Origin of the sequence: Pelomonas sp. Root405, from assembly GCF_001425165.1 — a bacterium.
GTDB lineage: Bacteria > Pseudomonadota > Gammaproteobacteria > Burkholderiales > Burkholderiaceae_C > Pelomonas.
In genome coordinates, this window is sequence record NZ_LMDU01000017.1 from 1 (window position 1) to 23,750 (window position 23,750).

Here is a 23,750-nt window from a genome sequence, read left to right on the forward strand (position 1 = left end):
CTACAGACTCCGTCCGCCTAGTCATATTCACAGTCCTACTCCTATCCTCAAAGATAAGCGATGGACCGTGTCCGGTCATTCAGGGGGCTAGCTCACCAGGGTCCGTGAAGCTAGACGAGAAGCTCCAGCTCCCAGAGCTGGCGGCGACGCCGCCGAACGAAGCACCCGCGGCTTGCAGCTGGACGTCGGCGACAGACTCTGACCACGACTGATACCAGTTCACTTCCCAGACTTGATATCCCTCAACCGGGGCCGGCTCAATAGTGTTGCTGCCGCCAGTGAAGCCGCTGTCCGTGCTGATGCTGAAGGAGGCGATGAAGTCCACCGTATCGCCTGCCAAGATGCTGACGCTGCTTGCCGAAAACGTGTCCAGTTGGCCGGTCGCCGCCGACGCCGGTTCAGCAATAAGCAACGCAGCAGCCAGACCGGTGATAAGGATCGCGGTTTTCATGGATGAAACCTCGCTTGAGGCCTAAGTACACGGGCAGCCACGACTGGTTGCTCGCAAAGGCCAGCGCATTCTTCTCCTCCTTCATCTTGGCCGGCAACACCAAGAAGTGGTACTTGATACCAGCAAGGGACGAGGAATCGGGCGTTCGGCGAGGTTCGCCTTTGTATAGCCACTCAGCAGAGACGGTGTACTTTTTGCTCGACCGTCACGCAGTCTCACGCACCCAGGGTTGGAGCCGGCGACCAGAGCTCATGCATCGCTGCCTCGAAGGCATCGCCTACGCGCTGCGGCGCCCGCCAGGGGCGAGCGCGGCCGGCCACCCAGACCGATTGCCAGGGCGAGCCGTTGCTGCCGAAAACGACGGCGTCCAGCAGGGCCTCGTCGGGCAGGCCGCGCAGCGCGTCGGCGTCGCGGTTCAGCACCAGCGCGTCGGCGCGGGCGCCGGGTGTCAGCCCCCAGGCGGAGAACCCCGCCGCACGGGCGCCGCCCGCTACGGCCGCGTCGAACAGCCGCGCCGCGCTGGATGGCTGCGAACCGGGCGCCGCAGCGACATTGCGCTGGCGCAGGGCCAGGCGCTGGCCGTACTCCAGCCAACGCAGCTCCTCCACCCAGCCGCGCGTGACCTGGCTGTCCGATCCGACCGTCAGCGGCACGCCGGCCTGCAGCCAGCGGGGCAGATCCGCAAGCCCGTCGCCGAGGTTCGCCTCGGTGCCCGGGCAGATGACGATGCCGGCGCCGCTGCGAGCCACGGCCTCGATCTCGGCGAGCTCGGCATGCGTCGCATGCACCAGCTGCCAGCGCGGGTCGAGATGACCCGCCTCGGCCAGCCATTGCAGCGGTCGCATGCCGGTCGCCTTCAGGCAATCGGCCACCTCGGCGGTCTGCTCGGCGACATGGATGTGGATGGGCAGGTCGGCCGCACCGACCAGACTGAGCAGGCGCGTGATGTCCTGCGGCGAGGCGCCGCGCAGCGAATGCAGCGCCACGCCGGCATTCACGCGCGGCAGGCCGGCGGCCATCACACGTTGGCTGGCGCGCCAGGCCCAGTCGGCATCAGCTGCGAAGCGGTGCTGGTCAGGGCGCAAGCCGTCGGCGGCGAAACCGCTGCGCGTGTAGACCACCGGGAGCAGCGTCAGGCCGATGCCGACGTCCTCCGCCGCGGTAGCCAGCGCCCAGGCCATATCCATCTCATCCTCGAACTCCTGCCCGTCTGCGGGGTGGTGCAGGTAGTGGAACTCGCAGACCTGGGTATAGCCGCCGCGCAGCATCTCGGCGTAGAGCTGGCTGGCCACCGCGTGCAGCTGCTGCGGCGAGATGCGCAGGGCCAGCGCGTACATGCGGTCGCGCCAGCTCCAGAAATCGTCATGCCCAGCCTCGCGTCGCTCGGCCAGACCGACAAAGGCGCGCTGGAAGGCATGGCTGTGGGCGTTGACGAGGCTGGGGATGACCGGGCCGATCAACCGCTCGGCATCCGCCGGCGCGGGCAGGTTGATGGTGATCTCGGACCAGTGGCCGCTCGCGTCGATGCAGAGCAGCACGTCGCGCTGCCAGCGGCCATCGATCCAGGCGAGCGGCGCATGAAGCTTCTTCAGACTGGACATGCCAGCATCTCCTGCAGCATGCGCTTGATCAGCGGTGCGACCGTGGCCGCCACGGCCTCGTCATAGGCTGTAGCCGGGTCGCCGGCCTCGTCCATGTAGCAGCGCTGACACATCTCCAGCTGCACGGCATGCACCCCCTGGCCCGGCTGGCCGTAGTGGCGCGTGATGTAGCCGCCCTTGAAGCGGCCGTTGACGACATGGCTGAACTGCTGATGCCCGGCGAGCAGCGCGCCCAGCCGCTCGGTAATGACGGGTGCGCAGGACGCGCCGTCGGCGGTGCCGACGTTCAGCGCGGGCAGCTGGCCTTCGAACAGCCAGGGAAGCTCCGAGCGGATGCTGTGGCCGTCGAACAGCAGCGCGTGGCCATGCTCCGCGCGCAGACGCGCAAGCTCGGCCGCGAGCGCCGAGTGATAGGGCTGCCAATAGGCCTCATGCCGGGCGGCGATGCCTGCCACGTCGGGCTCGGCGCCTTCGACATAGAGCGGGTCGCTGGTGAAGAAGCGCGTCGGCACCAGACCGGTGCCACCGGAGGCGCCTGGGTAGAGCGGCTGGTCGTCGGGCGGCCGATTCAGGTCGATGACGTAGCGGCTGTAGCGCGGCACGATGAGGCTGGCGCCCAGCTCGTCCGCCAGCGGGCGGTAGAGACGCTCCAGATGCCAGTCGCTGTCTTCGCTGTGGATGGCGCGTGGCACCAGGCCGGCGGCCAGCTCCGGGGGGATTTCGGTGCCGACATGCGGCAGGCTGATCAGCAGCGGCACGCGGCCCGGCTGCAGACTGAAAACGCTCATGCTTCTCCCTGATGTCCTTCGAATACCCGTTCTTGCAGCGGGTTGTGTCCAAAGCATGCTGCCAGCTCACGCGGGTGTCCGCCATCCCAGACACAGAAGTCGGCCCGCTGGCCAGCCACCAGCCGACCGCGGTCGGTCAAGCCCAGCGCCAGCGCGCCGTTGACCGTCATGCCGCGCCAAGCCTCTTCGGGCGTCATGCCGAAGAGCACACAGGCCATGTTCAGCATCAGCAGCGGCGACAGCGTCGGCGAGCTGCCCGGGTTGTGGTCGGTGGCAATGGCGATGGGCACGCCAGCCTCGCGCAACGCGGCCATCGGCGGCAGCTTGGTCTCGCGCAGCGCGTAGAAGGCGCCGGGCAACAGCACGGCGACGGTGCCGGCATCCGCCATGGCCTGGACGCCGGCGGGGCTGATGTATTCGAGGTGGTCGCAGCTCAGCGCTCGATAGCCGGCAGCGAGCTGGGCGCCGCCCTGATCACTCAATTGTTCGGCATGCAGCTTGACTGGCAGACCCAGTCGCCTGGCGGCGTCAAACACGCGGCCTACCTGGGCCGGGCTGAAGGCAATGTGCTCGCAAAAAGCGTCCACCGCGTCGACAAGTCCGGCATCGAACAGCTCCGGCAGCCAGCGACAGACGGCATCGATGTAGTCGTCGGCGTTGCTGAACTCCGGCGGCATCGCATGCGCCGCGAGATAGGTCGTGCGAACGTCGACACCCAGGCCGGCCAACTGGCGGGCGACCCGCAGCATGCGGGTCTCGGTGGCCGCGTCCAGGCCGTAACCGGACTTGACCTCCAACGTCGTCACGCCCTGGGCGATCAAGGCCTGCGCGCGCTTGGCTGCGGCGGACAACAGCTCGGCCTCGGTGGCGGCGCGCGTCGCGGCCACCGTCGAGCGTATGCCGCCGCCGGCCTTGGCGATGTCGGCATAGCTCGCACCGAGCAGGCGCTGCTCGAACTCGTGCGCGCGGTTGCCGCCGTAGACCAGATGGGTGTGGCAGTCGACCAGCCCGGGCGTCACCAGCGCGCCGTGCAGTTCCACGATTTCATCGGCAGGCGGCGCATCGGCGCTTGGCCCGACCCAGCGCAGCACCCCGTCCTCGACGAGCAGGGCGCCATCGTCGATCAGCCCCCAGCCGCTGTCGCCCGCCAAGGTGGCGAGGACACCGCCGCGCCAGAGCTTGACCGTCATCCGCCGTCGCTCCAGGTCAGCCACCAGGCGTTGCCCTCGCCGGTGAAGACGCAGCTCTGCGCGACCGGCTGTTCACACCAGGCCAGCGTCAGCGGCGCCATGGGCATCGCGCGGTGGCCGTGCTCCAACAGGCCGCCATTGACGGTGAACAGGCCGACCCAGGGTGTCCTGGGCAGCAAGACATGGTGGGCCGACTCGACATCGAGGTTGCCGCGCCGCTCCATCACGTTGAAGACGTCGGTCTCTCCCTTGATGAGCTCGGCCGCGGGTGCCAGGCCGCCCTCGAAGCGCAACGGCTCGTCGCCCATGCTCTGCGGCCAGTCGAACAGGCGCAGTCCCGCTCCGCCGATGACGGCCAGCCAGCGGTGCACGCCGGGGAAGGCGGAGAACGGCCCGTCACGCTCAACGCGGGCCACGCTGACGCGCAGCGCCCAGTCATGCGCGTGCGGCCAGGCGAGCAATTCGCGCGTCGTGCCGCCCTGGTTCTTCCAGGCCTGCGGCTGCACGGAGTCCGCGCTGACCCTGCTCCAACTCATGTTCTTGTCCTAGCTTCAAAACGCACGACGCATTTTCAGCAGCGCCGGCACGCTCGGTTCATGCCGAGAAGCTCCCTTGCAATTGGTAACGCACTCCGGGATGTGTCAATTTCACGGAAGTCACCGCCACGCCGCGGCTGTAGGTAATGCGCTTGACGACCAAGCAAGGGTCGCGCCTGTTGATGCCGAGCAACTTGGCTTCGACCTCGCCGGGCAGCGCAGCTTCGATCATGTAGCGCGCTTCCGACAGCGGCGCCACCTCCAGCAGATAGTGGGTCGGCGTGATGCGCGTGAAATCCTGTGAAAGATAGTCGGGCGCGCAGGCCGGGTTGACGGCACGCTCCTCACACTGGATGGCCACGCCGTTCTCCAGGTGCGTGATCAGGCTGAGGTAGACCGGCGCGCCGCGCTTAAGGCCCAGCTCCGCCGCCTGCTGGGGCGTGGCCTTGCCCTTGGTGAGTGCATGCACGCGCGCTTCGTGCGTGCCGCCGCGCTCGACGATCTCCTCGTGGACGTCGCGCACATTCAGCGTCGACGAGATGCGGTGCAGCTGGGCGACGAAGCTGCCCACCCCTTGCACGCGCTCGATCAAGCCTTCCTGCACCAACTCGCGCAAGGCGCGGTTGACGGTCATGCGGCTGACCTCGAACTGTCCCACCAGCGCACCTTCGCTGGGCAGCAGATCGCCGGCCACCCAGTGGCTGCTGGCGATGCCTTCACGCAAATGGTTCTTGACCTTGAGGTACTGGGGTTCGGGGCTGGTGACTGATCGCGGCATATCGGTCATCGTAGTTGACTCGACTTGTATAGACAACTAGAGTTCGCGGCAGTTTCAGGAGAGCTCATGACCGCCCTGCCCCACCCTGCCGCCCGCCCAGTCAAAGCCCCTACGGGAACCCAACTCAGCTGCAAGAGCTGGCTGACCGAGGCTGCCTATCGAATGCTGCAGAACAACCTCGACCCCGCCGTGGCCGAGAACCCGGACGCCCTGGTGGTCTACGGCGGCATCGGCAAGGCGGCGCGCAACTGGGCCGCCTTCGACGCCATCTGCGAGTCGCTGCGCGAACTCAACGACGACGAGACGCTGCTGATCCAGTCGGGCAAGCCGGTGGGCGTGTTCAAGACGCATGCGGACGCACCCCGCGTGCTGCTGGCCAACTCCAATCTCGTGCCGGCCTGGGCGACCTGGGAGCACTTTCATGAGCTGGACCGCAAGGGTCTGATGATGTACGGCCAGATGACGGCAGGCAGCTGGATCTACATCGGCAGCCAGGGCATCGTGCAGGGCACCTACGAAACCTTTGCCGAGGCGGCGCGCCAGCACTACGGCGGTGTCGCCAAGGGCCGCTGGGTGCTGACTGCCGGGCTGGGCGGCATGGGCGGCGCCCAGCCGCTGGCGGCGACCTTCGCGGGCTTTTGCTCGCTGAATATCGAGTGCCAGCAGTCACGCATCGACTTCCGCCTGAAGACCCGCTATGTCGACGAGCAGGCCTTCGACCTCGACGATGCGCTGGACCGCATCGCCAAGTACACGGCCGCGGGCGAAGCCAGGTCCATCGCGCTGCTGGGCAATGCGGCGCGGCTGATCCCGGCGCTGGCCGATCGCTGCAAGCAAGGCACGGCCATCAAGCCCGACCTCGTCACCGACCAGACCTCGGCCCACGACCTGATCCACGGCTATCTGCCGGCGGGCTGGACCGTCGAGCAGTGGAAGGCCGCCGCCGCCGACCCTGCGCAACACGCCGAGCTGAAGGCGGCGGCCGCGCGCAGCTGCGCCGACCATGTGCGCGGCATGCTGGCGTTCAAGCAGATGGGCATCCCGACGGTGGACTACGGCAACAACATCCGCCAGGTCGCACTGGACGAAGGCGTGACCAACGCCTTCGACTTCCCAGGATTCGTACCCGCCTATGTGCGGCCGCTGTTCTGCGAGGGCAAGGGCCCGTTCCGCTGGGTGGCGCTGTCGGGCGACCCCGAGGACATCCGCAAGACCGACGCCAAGCTGAAGGAGCTGTTCCCGAAGCATGAAGCGCTGCATCGCTGGCTGGACATGGCGGCCGAGCGCATCGCCTTCCAGGGCCTGCCGGCTCGCATTTGCTGGCTGGGCCTGGGCGAACGTCACATCGCCGGGCTGGCCTTCAACGAGATGGTCAGGAGCGGCGAGCTCAAGGCGCCCATCGTCATCGGTCGCGACCATCTGGACAGCGGCTCGGTCGCCAGCCCTAACCGTGAAACCGAGGGTATGAAGGACGGCTCGGACGCCGTGTCAGACTGGCCGCTTCTCAACGCGCTGCTGAACACCGCCGGCGGCGCGACCTGGGTGTCACTGCACCATGGCGGCGGCGTCGGCATGGGCTATTCGCAACACTCCGGTGTCGTCATCGTCTGCGATGGCACGGATGCAGCGGCCAAGCGCATCTCGCGCGTCTTGTGGAACGACCCGGCCACGGGCGTCATGCGGCATGCCGATGCGGGCTATGAATCGGCCGCCGCCTGCGCTCGCCAGAACGAACTGAACCTGCCCTCGCTATGAAACTGATCCCCGGACACCTGACCCTGGCCCAATTGGCCGACATCGCCGCTGGTCGCGCCGCGTTGCAACTCGACGACTGGGCGCCGGTGGACAAGAGCGCCGCCCTCGTGGCCGCCGCCGCAGCGGGCGACGCGCCGGTCTATGGCGTCAACACCGGCTTCGGCAAGCTGGCCAGCACGCGCATTGCCAAGGACCAGCTCGCGCAGCTGCAGCTCAACCTCATCCGCAGCCATGCGGTAGGCGTCGGCGCGCCCATGTCCCCCGAGGTGGTGCGGCTGATGCTGGCGACCAAGGCGGCCAGCCTGGCGCGCGGCTTCTCGGGCGTGCGCCGAGCCGTGGTCAGCGCGCTGCTGGATGCCTTCAATGCCGGCTTCATCCCGTATGTGCCCTGCCAGGGCTCGGTGGGTGCGAGTGGCGACCTGGCGCCGCTGGCCCACCTGACGCTGGCCCTGATGGGCGAAGGCGAAGCTTTGGTGGCTGGCCAGCGCGTGCCGGCGCGCGACGAACTGGCACGGCTGGAACTGCAACCGCTGACACTGGCCGCCAAGGAGGGCCTGGCCCTCATCAACGGCACGCAGGCCAGCACCGCACTGGCCCTGCATGCCCTGCTGCGCTTTGAAGGCCTGTTCGCGACGGCGCTCGGCAGCGGCGCGATGACGCTGGACGCGGCGCGAGGCAGCGACGGCCCCTTCGATGACCGCATCCATCAGGTGCGAGGCCAGCCCGGGCAGATCGAAGTGGCCGGTGTCTACCGCGAGCTGCTGGCCGGCAGTGCCATCCGCGCCAGCCACCGCGAGGGCGACGAGCGCGTGCAGGACCCGTACTGCCTGCGCTGCCAGCCCCAGGTGATGGGCGCCTGCCTGGACCAGGCAAGGCATGCCGCGCAGGTGCTGGTGCGCGAGGCCAATGCCGTCACTGACAACCCATTGGTCTTTGACGATGTGATGCTGTCCGGGGGCAACTTTCACGCCGAGCCGGTTGCTTTCGCGGCCGACAACCTGGCGCTGGCCATCGCAGAAGTCGGCGCCATCGCCGAGCGCCGCATCGCCATGTTGATCGACCCGGGCATCTCGCGCCTGCCGCCCTTCCTGACGGCCGACGCCGGCCTGCACAGCGGCTTCATGATCGCCCACGTCACCGCTGCGGCTCTCGCCAGCGAGAACAAGAGCCTGGCCCATCCGGCCAGCGTCGACAGCCTGCCGACCAGCGCCAACCAGGAGGACCATGTTTCCATGGCCACTTTTGCCGCGCGCCGCCTGCACGCGATGCTGGACAACACGGCTCACATCATCGCCATCGAGCTCCTGGCTGCGGCACAGGGCATCGACTTCCTGCGGCCGCTGACCAGCTCAGCCGCAGTAGAGGCTCTGCACGTGCGGCTGCGCGCCGAATGCGCCAGCAGCCCGGCGGACCACTATTTGGCACCGGACATCGAACGGGCTGCGGCGTTGGTGCAGGCCGGTGTGCTGAAGGCGCCGAACGCACCGGGCTTCTGATAGCTAGCCGACACCACCGGAAGCCGGCTGTTGCGGACCGAGCGCCGGGCCGCTCACCAGCCGGCCCTGCGTTCAGCGGGGCGAGACTGGGAGAGGTGTCAATACCTGCCCGCCGCCCCCGCCACGCGCAGGAAGACGTACGCAAACCAGACGACGATCGCCCGGTGCGTCAGCGCGCGCAGGCCCTTGCCCGCGCGCTCTCCCACACGCTCGGACACGGAGACGGCCGCCTCAATCTCCTGCGCCAACAGTGTCGCGAAGCCAGCGTCGCGCACGACAACATTCGCTTCAAGATTAACCAGCAGCGACAGCGGGTCAATGTTGGAGCTGCCCACCGTGGCCCAGTGCTGGTCGACGACGGCGACCTTGGCATGCAGGAAAGCCGGCATGTACTCGTAGATCTCGACGCCATGGCCAAGCAGGTCCGCGTAGAGGGCCTCAGCCGCCCAGCCGGCCAGCCGATAGTCGAGCTTGCCCTGCAGTAGCAGGCGCACGCGCACGCCGCGACCAGCGGCGTGGCGCAGGGCCTGGCGAATGCGCTGGCCTGGGTAGAAATACGGGCAGACGACGTCGACGCTTTGGCGTGCGCCGCGAATGGCGTCGGCATAGGCATGCTCGATGGTGCGGCGGCGGCGCAGGTTGTCGCGAAGCACGAAAGCGGCGCTGACCGGTTGCAGCCGCGATGGCGGCTCAGCCAGGCGTTGCGGTCCGCGCCAGAGCTGAGTGACCCACAGGCTAAAGCGCCGGCGCAGCGGTACGTAGTCGATCAGCGCATCGTCGAACTCCCGTCCCAACCACGCTCGTGACCAGATGGAGCGCACGCTTTGGGCGATGTGATCCACGATGCCGCCCCGCAGTTCCACCGCGAAGTCGAGCCGCGGCAGTTCACTGACGCCGTGGCGCATGTCCAGGCGGTCGTCGATGACATTGATGCCGCCGACGAAAGCGACATGGCCGTCGACGACGCACAGCTTCTGGTGCAGGCGGCGCAGCTGGCCGGGCTGGAACCAGCGCCACCAGCGGTCCATCGGCCGGAACACAGCGAACGCCACGCCGCTGCCGGCAAAACGCTCACGCAGCATGCGGATGCTGGCATTGCTGCCAAAGCCGTCGACGACGACGCGCACGCGCACGCCACGCCGGTCGGCAGCGATCAGCGTGTCCGCCAGCGCCAGCGAGGTGGCGTCGTGGTGAAAGATGTAGGTCGCCACCCACACCTCGGTATGGGCATGCTGGATGGCGGCCTGCATGCGAGGAAAGAGCTGGTCGCCGCCGCGCAGCAGCTCGACCTCGTTGCCGCCGACGAAGCCCGGGTCGGCGGCCTGGTGGCGCCGCCGCCTCGTGCCCAAGCGCCTCATCGATGCTGCTGGCTCATTCCAGTGCCAGCTCCACGATCAACGGCAGGTGGTCGGACATGCGCGCCCAACTGGGGCCGCGCGGCACCTGCACGCTGGTGCAGCGCAGGCCGCTCATGTAGACACGGTCCAGCGCGAACACCGGCAGCCGAGACGGAAAGGTGGGCGCCCTCGCGCGGCCGTGTGGTGGCGCCGCGCGGCGCAAGCCGTGGGCGCGCATCGACGGGTCCAGGCGCTCGCCCCAGTCGTTGTAGTCGCCGGCCACCAGCACAGGCGCGCCTGCGGGCACATGCTCGCGCACGAAGGCGGCTAGGCGGTCGACCTGGCGCACGCGACTGGAATGGATCAGCCCGAAGTGGGCGACGACGACATGCACCACCGTGCCCTGCCAGTGCACCGGCACATGCAGCAGGCCACGCTGCTCGAAGGAGTGGTCCGAGACATCGTGGTGGCCGATGTCGCCGATGGGCCATCGAGAAAGTAGTGCATTGCCATGCTCGCCGAACTTGGTCGTCGCATTGGTGCGATAAGCCACCTCATAGCCCTCAGGGGCGAGGAACTCGGCCTGGCCTTTCTCGGGCCAGCCGAACCAGGTGCGGTCGAAGAATGCGGCCTCGCGGTGGTGGAAAAGCCGCACCTCCTGCAGGCAGACGAGGTCGGCATCCATCGCGGCCACGCCCATCTGTAGGTTGTGGATCTCCAGCCGTTTGGCCGGGCCAAGGCCGCGAACGCCCTTGTGGATGTTGTAGGTCGCCACGCGCAACACGGCGCCAGGCGCGTGTGGGGTGACGGCTCTCATGGCAGCTCAGCGGCGCATGGCCGTCCAAACCCGTTCAACGCCCCGTCGACGAGCAATGCGCGGAGTGAACTTGACGGTGGTCTCATAAAGTGGCGGCGCAAAAGCGGGGCAGCTGCAGCACCGCTTCTGCATTGGACGGTGAAAAGCAGCGGTCGGCTGCCTCATGCCAAGGCAGCCAGAGCCACGATAGATGCTCGCGCGGCGCCAGGCTTGGCGTCAACGGCGCAGGCAGTTGTAGGCCGAAGACGTGTTCGGTATTGCGGGTGACGCCGGGTGCGTAGCGGTGCCGCCAATGCGGATAGATGTCGTAGACGTTGGCGAGATGCCAGTCGCGCAGTTCAGCGCCGGCGGCATCGGTGTCGAAGCCGGTTTCCTCCAGCACCTCACGGCGCGCCGTCTCGACCGGCGCCTCGTCGGGCGTGTCCTTGGAGCCGGTGACGCTCTGCCAGAAACCGGGGTGGTCGGCGCGCTCCATCAGCAGAACTTGCAGGTCGGCCGTATGGATGACGACGAGGACCGACTCGGGGATCTTGAAAGGCTTGGCCGACTGCATGCCGGCAGCATAGCGGCGGCCGTCGAGCCTTCAGCCTCCCTGGGTTTTGCGCCGCGCGACTTCGGGCGGCAGCTCCCTGGCCTGCAGCTCGCGCACTTGAACAACGAGCTGATTGTGTGCGTCCATGAATGCCGCAGCGATGACCTTGCCCTCGTTGGAATTGCTCCAGCCGGCACCCGCCGCACCACCGAGTTTGCCGACGACCGCACCACCGACACCGAGGTCCGCCACCTCGACGGAACCGGTGGCCGCGGCGATCTGCTCGGTCGTCTCGTTGTCAGTCAGCAGCAAGGCCGCCTGGGCCTGCTTCAGCTTGACCTGCTCGGCCGCGCCGACCAGTTTGTTCAGATAGGGAATAGCCTGCAGGATGCCGCCGATCTGGCGGCCGGCATCCTGCTCGCTGAACGTCAGGCTGGGCGTCAGGCTGTACTGAGCCTCATAGCCCTTGCCCTTGCTAACCGTGTTGCCCTGCTGGCGCAGGATGCCTGCTTCTTTGAGCTCCTGCTCACGCACGGTGGCCTTGAGGCCGGCCGAGCGGTCGACCACGCGGAAGCAGCCGCTCTGCTGCGCCAGCAGGCGCACCAGCGGCACGGGGCTGGAGGGCAGCTGGTAGCTGCTGGAATAGGCATAGCCGTTGGGGTTCTCAATCAGCGCCAGCGTGGCGACGGGCGCCTGGCATTTGACGAGCTCGCGGCTGGCGTTCTGCGCGCCGGCCGCGCCTGCGGAACCACTGATGACGGAGCCGCCCTCACCGAGCGACGTGGACGACTTGCCGCAACCGGCGAGGAGGGCAACGACGCCGACGGCAAGGATGGGACGGATGTTCATGCGGGTCACCTGGAGAAAGGAACGCGCGAGTCTGCCTTGGCTTGGGCGTCGACCTGCCCTTTGAAATGGGGACAGGCCATTGGATTGGAGGGCGCCGCATTTACGAGTCGTAGCGGAACAAGGCACCAGTTGGGCAGCCAGCAAAAAGCCCTGCCGCTGCGGGTCAGTCAATTCGAAGGCGAAGGGCAACGCGACGGTATCAGGGCCGCCTGTATCCCACGTTCAGGACTGCCATCTCGGCGCCTACCTCTTTAAGCTGCAAGCACAAGGTCGTTCTTATGGAGGTTCAATGAAGGTGTTCGCACGCATTCTGTCCGCAGCGGCCCTCGTTGGTTGCACGGGAGCTTATTCGCCGGCCCTTGCGGGAGCAGCCGGCTATGCCACCATACAGGGACTGAAGTTCACTCTGGTTGACCTCGATGGTCAGGATGGGGTCGCGCCCATGTTGACCCGCATCGACGACCCGAACGCCTCCATGGGAGGCACGGAATTGTTTTTACCAAGCGGCTCATGGTCAGCGGCTGCGCCGTTCGAAACGCTATCCGCGTCCTCGACGGATGCGAATCAGCGCACCACGGCGTACATCGGCAGTGACTCGGCAGGCGTCACCATGGCGTCGACATCCGGATACGTCTCTGCCGACGCTATTGGCACAGTGCGCGCATCCACTGTCCCCCCTGAGTTCTTCGGCTTCGTGCTGACGCCAAACACCAGCCTGCTGATTGAGGCTGAACTTCACACTGCCGTGGCAGCCGCCGTGCCGAGTTGGCGGGGGGATTGGGCGAACGGCATGGCGGAGATTTCGCTGTTTCGACCTTCGCCGCTCAGCGGCACTGCGACCATAGTTGGAGCCGCCCGCGCTTCAGCGAGCGCGGGCTGGAACCTGGATATTGCGACGAATCCCGAAGTCGGGTACGACGAATCGTTCCTGGCGGCGTCGATCCTGTTTACCCACCATTCCGACCAGCCGATCATCCTGGGTTTCAGGTACCAAACGAGTCTGTCGTCCGTGTCAAACACGCCGACGCCAGCCGCTATCCCGGAACCCTCGTCATGGCTGCTCCTGGCCCTGGGGCTGCTGGCCCTCGGCGCCAAGCGCGCTAGCAACGAGCGCCGTTAAACGGCTGCCAACCACCGTAGTTCCGCTGACCCTATTGCCAGCGACGTGAACGGCAGCTGACGAGCTGCCGCTTTGGACACGCGACTGAGTAATCAGCCCAATCTCTGCCTCGCGCAGCCGCGGGTCCCAAACAGGCAACGCCTGATCAGGCAGACGGCGCCGTGTTGCGCAGCCGGATGTGCAGCTCGCGCAGCTGCTTCTCGTCGACCAGCGAGGGAGCGCCGGTCAGCAGGCACTGTGCGCGCTGGGTCTTGGGAAAGGCGATGACGTCGCGGATGGACTCGGCCTTGGTCATCATCGTGACGATGCGATCCAGGCCGAAGGCCAGGCCCCCGTGCGGCGGCGCGCCGTACTGCAGCGCGTCGAGCAGGAAGCCGAACTTGATTCGCTGGTCTTCCTCGCTGATGTTGAGCGCCGCGAACACCTTGGCCTGCACTTCTGCGCGGTGGATACGCACCGAGCCACCGCCCAGCTCCCAGCCATTGAGCACCATGTCGTAGGCCTTGGCGATGCATTTGCCTGGGTCGGCCGTCATCAGATCCTCGTGACCGTCCTTCGGCGCAGTGAACGGATGGTGAACGGCCGCCCAACGGTTGTTCTCCTCGTCGTGCTCGAACATCGGGAAGTCGACGACCCACAGGGGCGCCCAGACATCGTTGAACAGGCCGTTGGCCTTGCCGAACTCGCTGTGGCCGACCTTCAGGCGCAGCGCGCCGATGGCGTCGTTGACGATCTTGGCCTTGTCCGCGCCGAAGAACAGCAGGTCGCCGTCCTGGGCGCCGGTGCGCTTGAGGATTTCGGCAACGGCTTCGTCGTGCAGGTTCTTGACGATGGGCGATTGCAGGCCTTCGCGACCCTTGGCCACTTCGTTGACCTTGATCCAGGCCAGGCCCTTGGCACCGTAGATCTTGACGAACTCGGTGTAGGCATCGATCTCGCCGCGGCTCATGGATGCGCCCTTGGGCACGCGCAACGCGACGACGCGGCCGCCCGGCGTCGTGGCCGGGCCGCTGAAGACCTTGAAGTCCACCGTCGTCATCGCGTCGGTCAGCTCGGTGAACTCGAGCTTGACGCGCAGGTCGGGCTTGTCCGAGCCGTAGCGGTGCATGGCTTCCGCGTACTTCATGACCGGGTAGTCACCGAGCTCGACATTGAGCGCCTTGCGGAAGACGTGGCGGATCATGCCCTCGAACATCGAGCGGATCTCTTCCTCGGTCAGGAAGCTGGTCTCGATATCGATCTGCGTGAACTCGGGCTGGCGGTCGGCGCGCAGGTCCTCGTCGCGGAAGCACTTGGTGATCTGGTAGTAGCGGTCGAAGCCCGAAACCATCAGCAGCTGCTTGAAGAGCTGGGGCGACTGCGGCAGCGCGAAGAAGTGGCCGTCATGCACGCGGCTGGGCACGAGGTAGTCGCGCGCGCCTTCGGGCGTGCTCTTGGTCAGCATCGGCGTCTCGATGTCGACGAAGCCATGCTCGTCCAGGAACTTGCGCACTTCCATCGCCACGCGGTAGCGCAGCATCAGGTTGTTCTGCATGTACGGGCGGCGCAGATCCAGCACGCGGTGCGTGAGGCGGGTCGTCTCGCTGAGGTTGTCCTCGTCGATCTGGAAGGGGATGGGTACCGACGGGTTCAGCACCTCGATCTCGTGGCAGAGCACTTCGATCTTGCCGGACACGAGGTTGGCGTTCTCGGTGCCGGCCGGGCGCGCGCGCACCTTGCCGACGATCTTGAGGCAGAACTCGCTGCGGACGTCTTCGGCAATCTTGAAGCTGTCGGCGCGGTCCGGGTCGCAGACGATCTGGACCAGGCCTTCGCGGTCGCGCAGGTCGATGAAGATGACGCCGCCGTGGTCGCGGCGGCGATGGGCCCAGCCCATCAGGGTCACGGTCTGGTCGAGCAGCTTTTCGCTGACTTGGCCGGCATAGCAGGTACGCATGGAAGTTCTCCGAATTCTTTGCAAAGGGTGTTCTGTGGGCGCTGGCGAGCTCGCTCGGCTCTCAGGATTGAACGCCGGCCGGGGCGTTCAACCCGGCTGATTTCGTGCCGCCTCGTCGGCGATGGCGCCGAGGTCCAGAGGGTGGGGCAGCGGCGACACGGTACCCATCGAGATGATGTATTTCAGCGCCTCGTCCACCGTCATGTGCAGCGGCCTGACGTCAGCCTTGGGCACGATGAGGAAGAAGCCCGAAGTCGGGTTGGGCGTCGTCGGCACATAGATGCTGACATGCTCGTCGTCGAGATGACAGGCCACCTCGCCGCTGGGTGTGCCGGTCACGAAGGCGATGGTCCAGCTGCCGGCGCGAGGGTATTGGACGAGGACGGCCTCGCGAAAGGCGTTGCCGCTGCTGGAGAACAGCGTGTCCGACACCTGCTTGACCGAGCTGTAGATGCTCTTGACGATAGGAATGTGGGACATCAAGCGGTCCCACTGCGTCAGCAGCCACTGGCCGAAGATGTTGGCGACGAAAACGCCGGTGGCCAGCAGGCCGGCCGCCAGGATGACAAGGCCCAGGCCGGGCACATGCTCCAGCCCCAGGATGCCGTCCCGCCAGGCGTCGGGCATGACCAGGGCAACCGCGGCCAGCATCGAGCCGAAGACGCCGTTGACGACGCCCAGCACCTGGGCAAGCACCCAGATCGTGATCGCCAGGGGAAGCCAGACCAACAGGCCGGCAACCAGATATTTGCGAAGTGAGGCGCCCACGAAGCTTCCGGTCAATGGCAGGCGCAGGAGCCGCCGCAGGAAGTGGACGACGAGGGCGCGGCAGAAGCTTCCGCCTTGGGCGCGTCGGGCTTGGCCGCTTCAGCGGCTGCCGGGGCGGCTGCCGCGCCGGCTGCGGCCGGGGCTCCGCCACCCTTGAAGTCGGTGGCGTACCAGCCCGAACCTTTGAGCTGGAAGCCGGCGGCGGTGACTTGTTTGGAAAAACTCTCCGCCGCGCAGGCTGGGCAGGTCGTCAGCGGCGCGTCGGAAAGCTTTTGCAGCACGTCCTTGGCGTGGCCACAGGCGCTGCAGCGGTAGGCGTAGATGGGCATGGGGGCTCTCGTGGATCGCGGGAGGCGAAAAGCCCGCTATTTTAGGGGCCGCTCAGCCGTGGGGCGTCAGGTGGTGGCTGACGTGCTCCTGCCGGTTGGTCAACCACTGCGGCGCCAGCGAGCCCGCGACCATGCCGACCAGGGCCGCCAGCAAGCCGGCAAGCTGGCCGGGGAAGAACTCGCCCCACGTGCTGACCTGCGGGAAAAAGGCCACCCAGACGGACACACCGGCGAAGATCGAGAACACGGCGCCCTGCGTCGTTGCACGCTGCCAGTACAAGCCGAAGACCAAAGGCGTGAAGGCTGCAACCAGCGTGACCTGGTAGGCCGCGCTGACCAGGTCGTAGATGGGCGTGCCTTGGAGCGCAATCGCGTAGGCCAGCACGGCGAAGGCGAACACGACCAGCGTCACGCGCATGGCCAGCAGCGACTGCTTGTCGCTCATGCCGGGGCGGATCTGCTTGAGGATGTTCTCGACGAAGCTGGTCGTCGGCGCCAGCAGCGTGGCCGAGGACGTGCTCTTGATGGCCGACAGCAGCGCGCCGAAGAACAGGATCTGCATGAACAGCGGCATGTGGCCCATGATGAAGCTCGGCAGCACGCGCTGGTAGTCGTTCTGCGCCAGGTCCAGGGCCTTGTCGCCCATGACGACGACGGCCGCCAGCACGATGAACATCGGCACGAAGGCGAAGGCGATGTAGCTGAAGCCACCGATGATGGCGCCGCGCTGGGCGGTCTGGGCGTCCTTGGCCGACATGACGCGCTGGAACACGTCCTGCTGCGGGATGGAGCCCAGCATCATCGTCAGTGCCGCACCAATGAACATGGCGATTTCCGTGAAGGTTGGTGCGGGGAAGAACTTGCCCAGTTCCCTTTGCTGCACCAGGTCCAGCACCTTGGCCGTGCCGCCCGCCAGGTCGGCTGAGAAAACGGCGATCACCGACAGGCCCAGCACCAGCACGATCATCTGGATGAAGTCGGTCCAGGCGACCGCCAGGAAGCCGCCGATGACGACATAGACCAGCACAGCGAGCAGGCCGACGATCATGCCCATCTCGGCGCTCATCGCCCCATCGGTCAGGATGTTGAAAACCAGACCGATGGCAGTGATCTGCGCGGCCACCCAGCCGAGGTAGCTCAGGATGATGGCCAGCGAGCAAAACACCTCCACGCCCTTGCCATACCGCTGGCGGTAGAAGTCGCCGATGGTCAGCAGGTTCTTGCGGTAGAGCTTGGCGGCGAAGAATGTGCCCACCAGGACCAGGCACAGGCCAGCGCCGAAGGGGTCCTCGACGATGGCACCCAGGCCGCCCTGCACGAACTTGGCCGGGATGCCCATCACCGTCTCGGCACCAAACCAGGTCGCGAAGGTCGTCGTGATGACCATGACCAGCGGTAGGCTGCGCCCGGCCACGGCGAAGTCCGAGGTGTTCTTGACCCGCGTGCCGGCCCAGACGCCGATGGCCAGCGTGCCGAGCAGATAGAGCACGACGAAAACGATCAGCGTGGTGTTCATGGGTCGCGAAGCGGGCCTGAAAAAGTGGCGCGGATTATGGGGGCGGCCAACCGACGGACGACTAGACGCCGAGGTCCAGAAGGCGCATCGTCAGCGCTGCCAGCGCAATGCCCAGCGCGAAGCCGGCCGCGCCCCAGAGCAGGCCCGACAGCAGGCGGTTGGTGCTGCGCAGCTCGCGCACCAGCGCGCGCATCTCGGCGTCGCCGCCGCGCTGGGCCTGGTGCTTTAGCGCATCGTGCAGCAGACGCGGCAGCTCGGGCACCAGCTGCGCGAATCGCGGCGCCTCCTTCATCAACTGCTTGTTGAAGGCCGGCCAGCCGACCTGCTCGTTCATCCAGCGCTCCAGGAACGGCTTGGCCGTAGCCCAGAGGTCGAGTTCGGGGTCGAGCTGGCGACCCAGGCCCTCGACGTTGAGCAGGGTCTTCTGCAGCAGCACGAGCTGGGGCTGAATCTCGACATTGAAGCGACGCGAGGTCTGGAACAGGCGCATCAGCACCTGGCCCAACGAGATGTCCTTCAGCGGCCGATCGAAATGAGGTTCGCAGACCGCCCGGACCGCGCTTTCGAGCGCATCGACACGGGTTTGCGGTGGCACCCAGCCCGAGGCGATGTGCAGCTCGGCCACGCGCTTGTAGTCGCGCTGGAAGAAGGCGATGAAGTTCTGCGCCAGATAGTCCTTGTCCACCTCGGTCAGCGTGCCGATGATGCCGAAGTCCAGCGCGATGTAGCGGCCGAAGGTCTCGGGCGCCAGGCTGACCTGGATATTCCCGGGGTGCATGTCGGCGTGGAAGAAGCCGTCCCGGAACACCTGGGTGAAAAAGATCGTCACGCCGTCGCGGGCCAGCTTCTTGATGTCGATGCCGGCTTCCTGCAGCACGGCAAGCTGCGAGATCGGCACGCCCTTCATGCGCTCCATGACGATGACCTCGGGGCTGCATAGGTCCCAGTGCATCTCCGGCACCATGACGAGGTCCAGGCCGTCCATGTTGCGGCGTAGCTGGGCGGCATTGGCCGCCTCGCGGACGAGGTCGAGCTCGTCATGCAGGTACATGTCGAACTCGGCGACGACCTCGCGCGGCTTCAGGCGACGGCCATCGGCGGAGAAGCGCTCGATCCAGCGGGCCAGCGTGCGCATCAGCGACAGGTCGTCGTCGATGACGTCGAGCATGCCGGGGCGCAGCACCTTGACCGCCACCTCGCGCCCATCTTGCAGCGTGGCGAAATGCACCTGCGCGATGCTGGCGCTGGCAATAGGTTCGGCGTCGAAGCTGGCGAACAGCTCCTCCAGCGGCCGGCCAAAGGCGCGCTCGACCATTTCGCGCGACAGCGACGCCGGGAACGGCGGCACCCGGTCCTGCAGTTTGGCCAGCTCCTGCGCGACGTCCTCGGGCAGCAAGTCGCGGCGGGTGGACAGTACCTGGCCGAACTTGACGAAGATCGGGCCCAGGCCTTCCAGCGCCAAGCGTAGACGCGCGCCGCGGGGCTCCTGCCAGCGCCGGCCGAGCCGCGTGAACCGCCTCAGCAGCTGAAAGCGACGCCTTTGCAGGCCGGACAAGGCCAGGTCATCGAGGCCGAAACGCCAGACTGTCCACAGGATGACCAGCAGCCGCGAGACAAACCTCATGCGCCGCTACCGGGCGCGGACGACATCGAAGGCGCGAACCGCTGGGCCATGCCGGACAGCGAGCGCCGCAACGTGCGGCCGAACTGGCCCAGCTGGCGGGCGGCCAGCGGGCCAACGATGCCTGCGAGGTCGTCCTCGATGTCCCATCGCAGGTTGTCCATCAGCCAGTGCATTTCGCCGGCAAAGGCGGCATCACCCTGCACGCTGACCGTCGGCGCGCCGCCACTGAGCGCACCCAGCGCCAGTTTCGCGGGGTTGGACGCGTCGATCTCGATGCGCAGCCCGCCTTGGCCCGCAGGCGCCGTGTCCAGGCGTTCGAACAAGCCGGCGGGCGTGACACCGAGCACCAGGTCCGGTGCCGACGGCAGCAAGCCCGGCCAACCTGCCAGGTGGACCACCAGGCCCCGCCCGGCCAGCGGTCGCAGCCGCTGGGCCGCGATGGGTTCACGAGAAACAACATGGTTGATCAGCAGCACGAGGCGGTCCTGCAGTGCCGGCATCAGCAGTGGCGAGAAGGACGGCAGAGGCGGAAGTGACCAGGGGGCAGGCATATTCAAGATTGTAGGCAGCGGACCTTGAACAAGGGACGTGGCCGGTTCGGTTGTCAAAATTGTTGGTAGAGAATCCAGGGTCGCATTTTTTCAGCCCGCCCTGTCCCCAGGTCCAAGGATCACCGAACCCGCCACGATGTTTGAGGACCGCAGCTACAAGAGGACGTTCTACAGCGCGCCGCAGTCGGTCGAGTCCCTGATCGCCGCATTTCTCGAGCCCGGCATCATCGTCCTGACCTTCCTGCTAGTGAACGGTCATTTCGACGAGCCGGTGATGCGTCCGACGTTGACGCTGTGCCTGCTGATATTCGCCCTCACCTTCCCGGGCCGCAACCGTTTCAACGAGCACCCGGCCAGCGCCATCGTGGACGTGGTGTCGTCCTGGCTGGTGCTGCTGGGCATTCTGTTGCTGTGCGGCTATGCGACCAACAGCCTGTATTACTTCGAGAACGAAGTACTGCTCTGGTGGGGCATCATCACGCCGGTCGCCCAGATGGCGGCGATCATGATCGGCCGGCGCATCCAGCAATGGCGGGCGCGCGACCCGAGCGCGCGGCGCACCGCCGTCATCGTCGGCGCAGGCCCGCTGGGGCACAAGGTAGCGCGCGCGTTGCGCGACTCCGAGGGCGTCATCTGCCTGGGTTATTTCGATGACCGCAGCCCGGACCGCCTGCATCCCGAAGCGGGCGCCTCCATCCTCGGCCCCCTGGCCCGACTCAGCGAGTTCGTGCGCGACAAGGGCGTCCGCGAGGTCTACATCACCTTGCCGCTGGGCTCGCAGCCTCGCATCGTCGAGCTGCTCGAACAGGTACAGGGCACCACGGCGTCCCTCTTCTTCGTGCCTGACGTGTTCGGCATCAGCATCATCCAGGGCCGGCTGCAGGACATCAACGGTGTGCCGGTCGTCGGCATCTGCGAGACGCCTTTCACGGGCACCAATCAGCTCGTCAAGCGCATCAGCGATGTCGTGCTGTCCAGCCTGATCCTGATCCTCATTTCGCCCATCCTGCTGGCGCTTGCCATCGGCGTGAAGCTGAGCTCGCCAGGACCGGTCATCTTCAAGCAGCGCCGCAATGGCGTGAACGGCGAAGAGATCATCGTCTACAAGTTCCGCTCGATGCGCACGCAGGACAACGGTGCCGTCGTCAAGCAGGCCACCAAGGGGGACTCGCGCATCACGCCTTTCGGCGCCTTCATCCGCCGCACCTCGCTGGATGAACTGCCGCAATTCATCAACGTGTTGCAAGGCCGCATGAGCATCGTGGGCCCGCGCCCGCATGCCGTGGCGCACAACGAGGAATACCGCAAGCTCATCAAGGCCTACATGGTGCGCCACAAGGTCAAGCCCGGCATCACGGGCTGGGCCCAGGTCAACGGCCTGCGCGGCGAGACCGACACCATCGACAAGATGGTCGCACGCGTCGAATACGATCTTGAATACTTGCGCAACTGGTCGCTGGCCCTCGATCTGCAGATCATTCTGCGGACGGTGCGGCTGGTGGTGTTTGACCGCCATGCCTACTAAGCCCCATCGCTCGCCCGTCCGGACCTCGCTCGCAGCGGCTTGCCTGCTGGCCGCCATGGCCGGAGCCAGCGCCCAGACCGACGACACCACGCCCTTCTACGTCGGCGGTTCAGTCGGCGTTTCGAAGGTCTCGAACGTCTACCGGGAGACCACCGCAACGAATGACGACACGGTCGTCAGCGTGGGCCTGCTGGGCGGCATCGACCAGCGCCTTGGGCGCCAGCATTTGACGCTGGACGGCTCCTTGCAGAACAACCGCTATTCAACGAACAGCGATCTCAACTACCGCTCCTCTAGCCTGCGCGGCGCGCTGAACTGGGAAACCATCGGCAGAATGTCGGGTGTGCTGAGCGCCAAGTCGGACCGCTCATTGGCCGACTTTAATATCGGCAGCGGCATCGATCCCATTCGCCAGAAGAACATCGAGCGCAACGATGAATACCAGGCGATCGCGCGCCTTGGTGTTGCGACCCGCTACACATTGGAGACCGGCTTGACGCACCGGCGGCGCGACTTCACGGCCGAGCAGTACGCCCGCTTCGTCTACCAGCAGAACGCGGCGTCCGTCGGCGTCTATGCAACGCCCGCGGGCAACGTCCGACTGGGCGTCGTTGCGCGGCACACCAAGGGCAAGAATCCTCGCTATCCCATCGGCCTGGCCATCGACCCGTCTACCGGTGAGGTGGTGGTGATCAGCCAGCCCAACGACTACACCCGTGATGACATCGACTTCACGACGCGGTGGAGCACGGGTGGCAGCAGCACGCTGAATACGCGTATCAGCCGCAGCAGAACCAAGAACAGCCTCGACCAGCTTCGGGACTTCAGCGGCACGACCGGCTCCGTGGCTTGGGACTGGCGGCCGACGGGCAAATTGCAGCTCAATCTCCAATACTCGCGCGATACCGGCCAGGAAAGCGTCGTCCGCGCCGCCGACCTGGACCGTGTCTACACGTCGTGGCAGCTCGGCGGCAGCTATGCATTGACAGCCAAGATCAAGCTCAACGTCAAGGCGAGCAACAACCGAGCGCGGCGCACCAGCGGATCCGGGGCACCAGTCGCGGACGCGGTCGACGACAACCAGCTCTACAACCTCGGCGTGCGCTGGGCGATCTCGCGCAGCTTCAGCCTGGGCTGCCAGTACGACCGCGTCAGCCGCGACAGCAGCGTGCCGCAATACGTCTACAACGCCAGCGGCTACGGCTGCACAGGCCAAGCCATCGTCTATTGATGACCACCGTCTTGCTCACCGGTGCGACTGGCTATATCGCCTCGCACACCTGGCTGGCGCTGCAGCAGGCCGGCTACCGCGTCGTCGGTGTCGACAACTTCGTCAACAGCTCGCCTATCGTGCTGGAGCGTCTGGCTGAGCTGGCCAGCGCGCCGATCGAGTTTGAGCGCGCCGATGTCTGCGATGCCGCGGCGATGGACGGGGTCTTCGCCAAGTACCAGCCCGCCGCCGTGGTCCATTTCGCGGCCTACAAGGCGGTCGGTGAGTCGGTCAGCCAACCGCTGGCCTACTACCGCAACAACCTCGGCGGCCTCGTCAATACCTGCGAGGTCATGAAGCGCCATGGCTGCTCACGCATAGTTTTTAGCTCCAGCGCCACCGTGTATGGTGCGCCGGAGCAGCTGCCGCTGCGCGAGGACGCACCGACGTCGTCCACCAATCCCTACGGCGCCACCAAGCTGATGGGCGAGCAGATCCTGCGCGACCTCGGCGTTGCCGATCCGCGCTGGCAGACCGCCTGCCTGCGCTACTTCAACCCGGTGGGCGCCCATGAGAGCGGCCGCATCGGCGAGGACCCGCGCGGCACGCCGAACAACCTGATGCCCTATGTCGCCCAGGTGGCCGTCGGTCGGCGCGACAAGCTGGCCGTGTTCGGCAATGACTACGCCACGCCAGACGGCACCGGTGTGCGCGACTACATCCATGTCAGCGACCTCGCTGAAGGTCATGTCGCCGCGCTTCGCTGGCTGCTGGGCAATATCGGCTCGCTGACGGTCAACCTCGGCACCGGCCAGGGCTACAGCGTGCTCGACCTGGTCCGCGCCTACGAGGCCGCCAGCGGCCGCAGCGTGCCCTATGAAATCGGCCCGCGCCGCCCTGGCGACATCGCGGCCTGCTGGGCCGACCCCACGCTGGCTCGGGAGTTGCTTGGCTGGGAAGCGAAGCTCGACCTTGCGCGCATGTGCGAGGACAGCTGGCGCTGGCAGAACCTCAATCCTCATGGCTTCAACCCCGCTTAAA

Annotated in this window: 22 protein-coding genes; 6 read left to right on the plus strand and 16 right to left on the minus strand. The window is 66.5% G+C overall.

Annotation, left to right across the window (positions count from 1 at the left end):
• Positions 1–79: 79 nt before the first annotated feature.
• The 6 genes from ASC81_RS24410 to hutC all read right to left on the minus strand — a co-directional run bounded on the left by ASC81_RS24410 (position 80) and on the right by hutC (position 5,344).
• Positions 80–451, minus strand: a complete 372-nt coding sequence (locus tag ASC81_RS24410) for a hypothetical protein (RefSeq protein ID WP_056273449.1) — start codon at positions 449–451, stop codon at positions 80–82.
• 215 nt (positions 452–666) lie between these two features.
• Positions 667–2,052 carry a formimidoylglutamate deiminase gene (gene hutF, locus ASC81_RS24415; protein WP_056273451.1) on the minus strand — a complete coding sequence of 462 codons (1,386 nt, stop codon included), beginning with the start codon at positions 2,050–2,052 and terminating at the stop codon, positions 667–669.
• Positions 2,040–2,840, minus strand: a complete 801-nt coding sequence (gene hutG, locus ASC81_RS24420; RefSeq protein ID WP_056273454.1) for an N-formylglutamate deformylase — start codon at positions 2,838–2,840, stop codon at positions 2,040–2,042. Before hutG ends, hutF begins: the two co-directional genes overlap by 13 nt.
• Positions 2,837–4,030, minus strand: coding sequence for an imidazolonepropionase (gene hutI, locus ASC81_RS24425; protein ID WP_056273457.1), 1,194 nt, complete (start codon positions 4,028–4,030; stop codon positions 2,837–2,839). The genes hutG and hutI overlap by 4 nt, the downstream gene beginning before the upstream one ends.
• Positions 4,027–4,566: a HutD family protein gene (locus ASC81_RS24430; RefSeq protein ID WP_056273460.1), complete on the minus strand. Its 540-nt coding sequence runs from the start codon at positions 4,564–4,566 to the stop codon at positions 4,027–4,029. The genes hutI and ASC81_RS24430 overlap by 4 nt, the downstream gene beginning before the upstream one ends.
• A gap of 58 nt (positions 4,567–4,624) precedes the next feature.
• On the minus strand, positions 4,625–5,344 hold the full coding sequence (hutC, locus tag ASC81_RS24435) for a histidine utilization repressor (RefSeq protein ID WP_056273462.1): 720 nt from the start codon (positions 5,342–5,344) through the stop codon (positions 4,625–4,627).
• Positions 5,345–5,410: 66 nt separating this feature from the next.
• Between hutC and hutU the strand changes: the two genes are divergently transcribed.
• Complete coding sequence (hutU, locus tag ASC81_RS24440) at positions 5,411–7,099, plus strand: urocanate hydratase (RefSeq protein WP_056273464.1); 1,689 nt, start codon at positions 5,411–5,413, stop codon at positions 7,097–7,099.
• Positions 7,096–8,595 (plus strand): histidine ammonia-lyase, encoded by a 1,500-nt coding sequence (gene hutH, locus ASC81_RS24445; protein WP_056273466.1) that lies wholly within the window; start codon positions 7,096–7,098, stop codon positions 8,593–8,595. The genes hutU and hutH overlap by 4 nt, the downstream gene beginning before the upstream one ends.
• A gap of 98 nt (positions 8,596–8,693) precedes the next feature.
• Here the strand turns inward: hutH and clsB are convergent, their stop codons facing one another.
• The 4 genes from clsB to ASC81_RS24465 form a co-directional block, all read right to left on the minus strand.
• Positions 8,694–9,953, minus strand: coding sequence for a cardiolipin synthase ClsB (clsB, locus tag ASC81_RS24450; RefSeq protein ID WP_056273469.1), 1,260 nt, complete (start codon positions 9,951–9,953; stop codon positions 8,694–8,696).
• Positions 9,954–9,966: 13 nt separating this feature from the next.
• Positions 9,967–10,749 (minus strand): endonuclease/exonuclease/phosphatase family protein, encoded by a 783-nt coding sequence (locus ASC81_RS24455; RefSeq protein WP_056273471.1) that lies wholly within the window; start codon positions 10,747–10,749, stop codon positions 9,967–9,969.
• Between the two features lie 82 nt (positions 10,750–10,831).
• Positions 10,832–11,302: a dihydroneopterin triphosphate diphosphatase gene (gene nudB / locus ASC81_RS24460; protein ID WP_056273473.1), complete on the minus strand. Its 471-nt coding sequence runs from the start codon at positions 11,300–11,302 to the stop codon at positions 10,832–10,834.
• A gap of 30 nt (positions 11,303–11,332) precedes the next feature.
• On the minus strand, positions 11,333–12,130 hold the full coding sequence (locus ASC81_RS24465; protein WP_056273476.1) for a CsgG/HfaB family protein: 798 nt from the start codon (positions 12,128–12,130) through the stop codon (positions 11,333–11,335).
• Between the two features lie 289 nt (positions 12,131–12,419).
• Between ASC81_RS24465 and ASC81_RS24470 the strand changes: the two genes are divergently transcribed.
• Positions 12,420–13,250, plus strand: a complete 831-nt coding sequence (locus ASC81_RS24470) for a PEP-CTERM sorting domain-containing protein (protein ID WP_056273480.1) — start codon at positions 12,420–12,422, stop codon at positions 13,248–13,250.
• Between the two features lie 145 nt (positions 13,251–13,395).
• Here the strand turns inward: ASC81_RS24470 and aspS are convergent, their stop codons facing one another.
• The 6 genes from aspS to ASC81_RS24500 all read right to left on the minus strand — a co-directional run bounded on the left by aspS (position 13,396) and on the right by ASC81_RS24500 (position 19,974).
• Entirely contained in the window at positions 13,396–15,186 is a 1,791-nt protein-coding gene (gene aspS / locus ASC81_RS24475; RefSeq protein ID WP_056273482.1) for an aspartate--tRNA ligase, read from the minus strand.
• 87 nt (positions 15,187–15,273) lie between these two features.
• The gene (locus tag ASC81_RS24480; RefSeq protein ID WP_056273484.1) at positions 15,274–15,954 is read right to left on the minus strand and encodes a DUF502 domain-containing protein; all 681 of its coding nucleotides are present in this window, start codon (positions 15,952–15,954) and stop codon (positions 15,274–15,276) included.
• An 11-nt stretch (positions 15,955–15,965) separates the two neighbouring features.
• On the minus strand, positions 15,966–16,283 hold the full coding sequence (locus ASC81_RS24485; RefSeq protein ID WP_056273487.1) for an FmdB family zinc ribbon protein: 318 nt from the start codon (positions 16,281–16,283) through the stop codon (positions 15,966–15,968).
• A gap of 52 nt (positions 16,284–16,335) precedes the next feature.
• A complete protein-coding gene (locus ASC81_RS24490) occupies positions 16,336–17,799 on the minus strand; it encodes a sodium:solute symporter family protein (RefSeq protein ID WP_056273489.1) in 1,464 nt (487 codons plus the stop codon).
• Between the two features lie 61 nt (positions 17,800–17,860).
• Positions 17,861–19,423, minus strand: coding sequence for a ubiquinone biosynthesis regulatory protein kinase UbiB (ubiB, locus tag ASC81_RS24495; RefSeq protein ID WP_056273492.1), 1,563 nt, complete (start codon positions 19,421–19,423; stop codon positions 17,861–17,863).
• A complete protein-coding gene (locus ASC81_RS24500) occupies positions 19,420–19,974 on the minus strand; it encodes a hypothetical protein (RefSeq protein WP_056273495.1) in 555 nt (184 codons plus the stop codon). The genes ubiB and ASC81_RS24500 overlap by 4 nt, the downstream gene beginning before the upstream one ends.
• 136 nt (positions 19,975–20,110) lie before the next feature.
• Between ASC81_RS24500 and ASC81_RS24505 the strand changes: the two genes are divergently transcribed.
• From ASC81_RS24505 to galE, 3 genes are read left to right on the plus strand one after another with little or no spacing between them, the layout of a single operon-like run.
• Entirely contained in the window at positions 20,111–21,499 is a 1,389-nt protein-coding gene (locus ASC81_RS24505) for an undecaprenyl-phosphate glucose phosphotransferase (protein WP_200946978.1), read from the plus strand.
• A gap of 55 nt (positions 21,500–21,554) precedes the next feature.
• Positions 21,555–22,730 carry an outer membrane beta-barrel protein gene (locus ASC81_RS24510; protein WP_056273498.1) on the plus strand — a complete coding sequence of 392 codons (1,176 nt, stop codon included), beginning with the start codon at positions 21,555–21,557 and terminating at the stop codon, positions 22,728–22,730.
• Complete coding sequence (galE, locus tag ASC81_RS24515) at positions 22,730–23,749, plus strand: UDP-glucose 4-epimerase GalE (protein WP_056273500.1); 1,020 nt, start codon at positions 22,730–22,732, stop codon at positions 23,747–23,749. Before ASC81_RS24510 ends, galE begins: the two co-directional genes overlap by 1 nt.
• Position 23,750 lies beyond the last annotated feature (1 nt).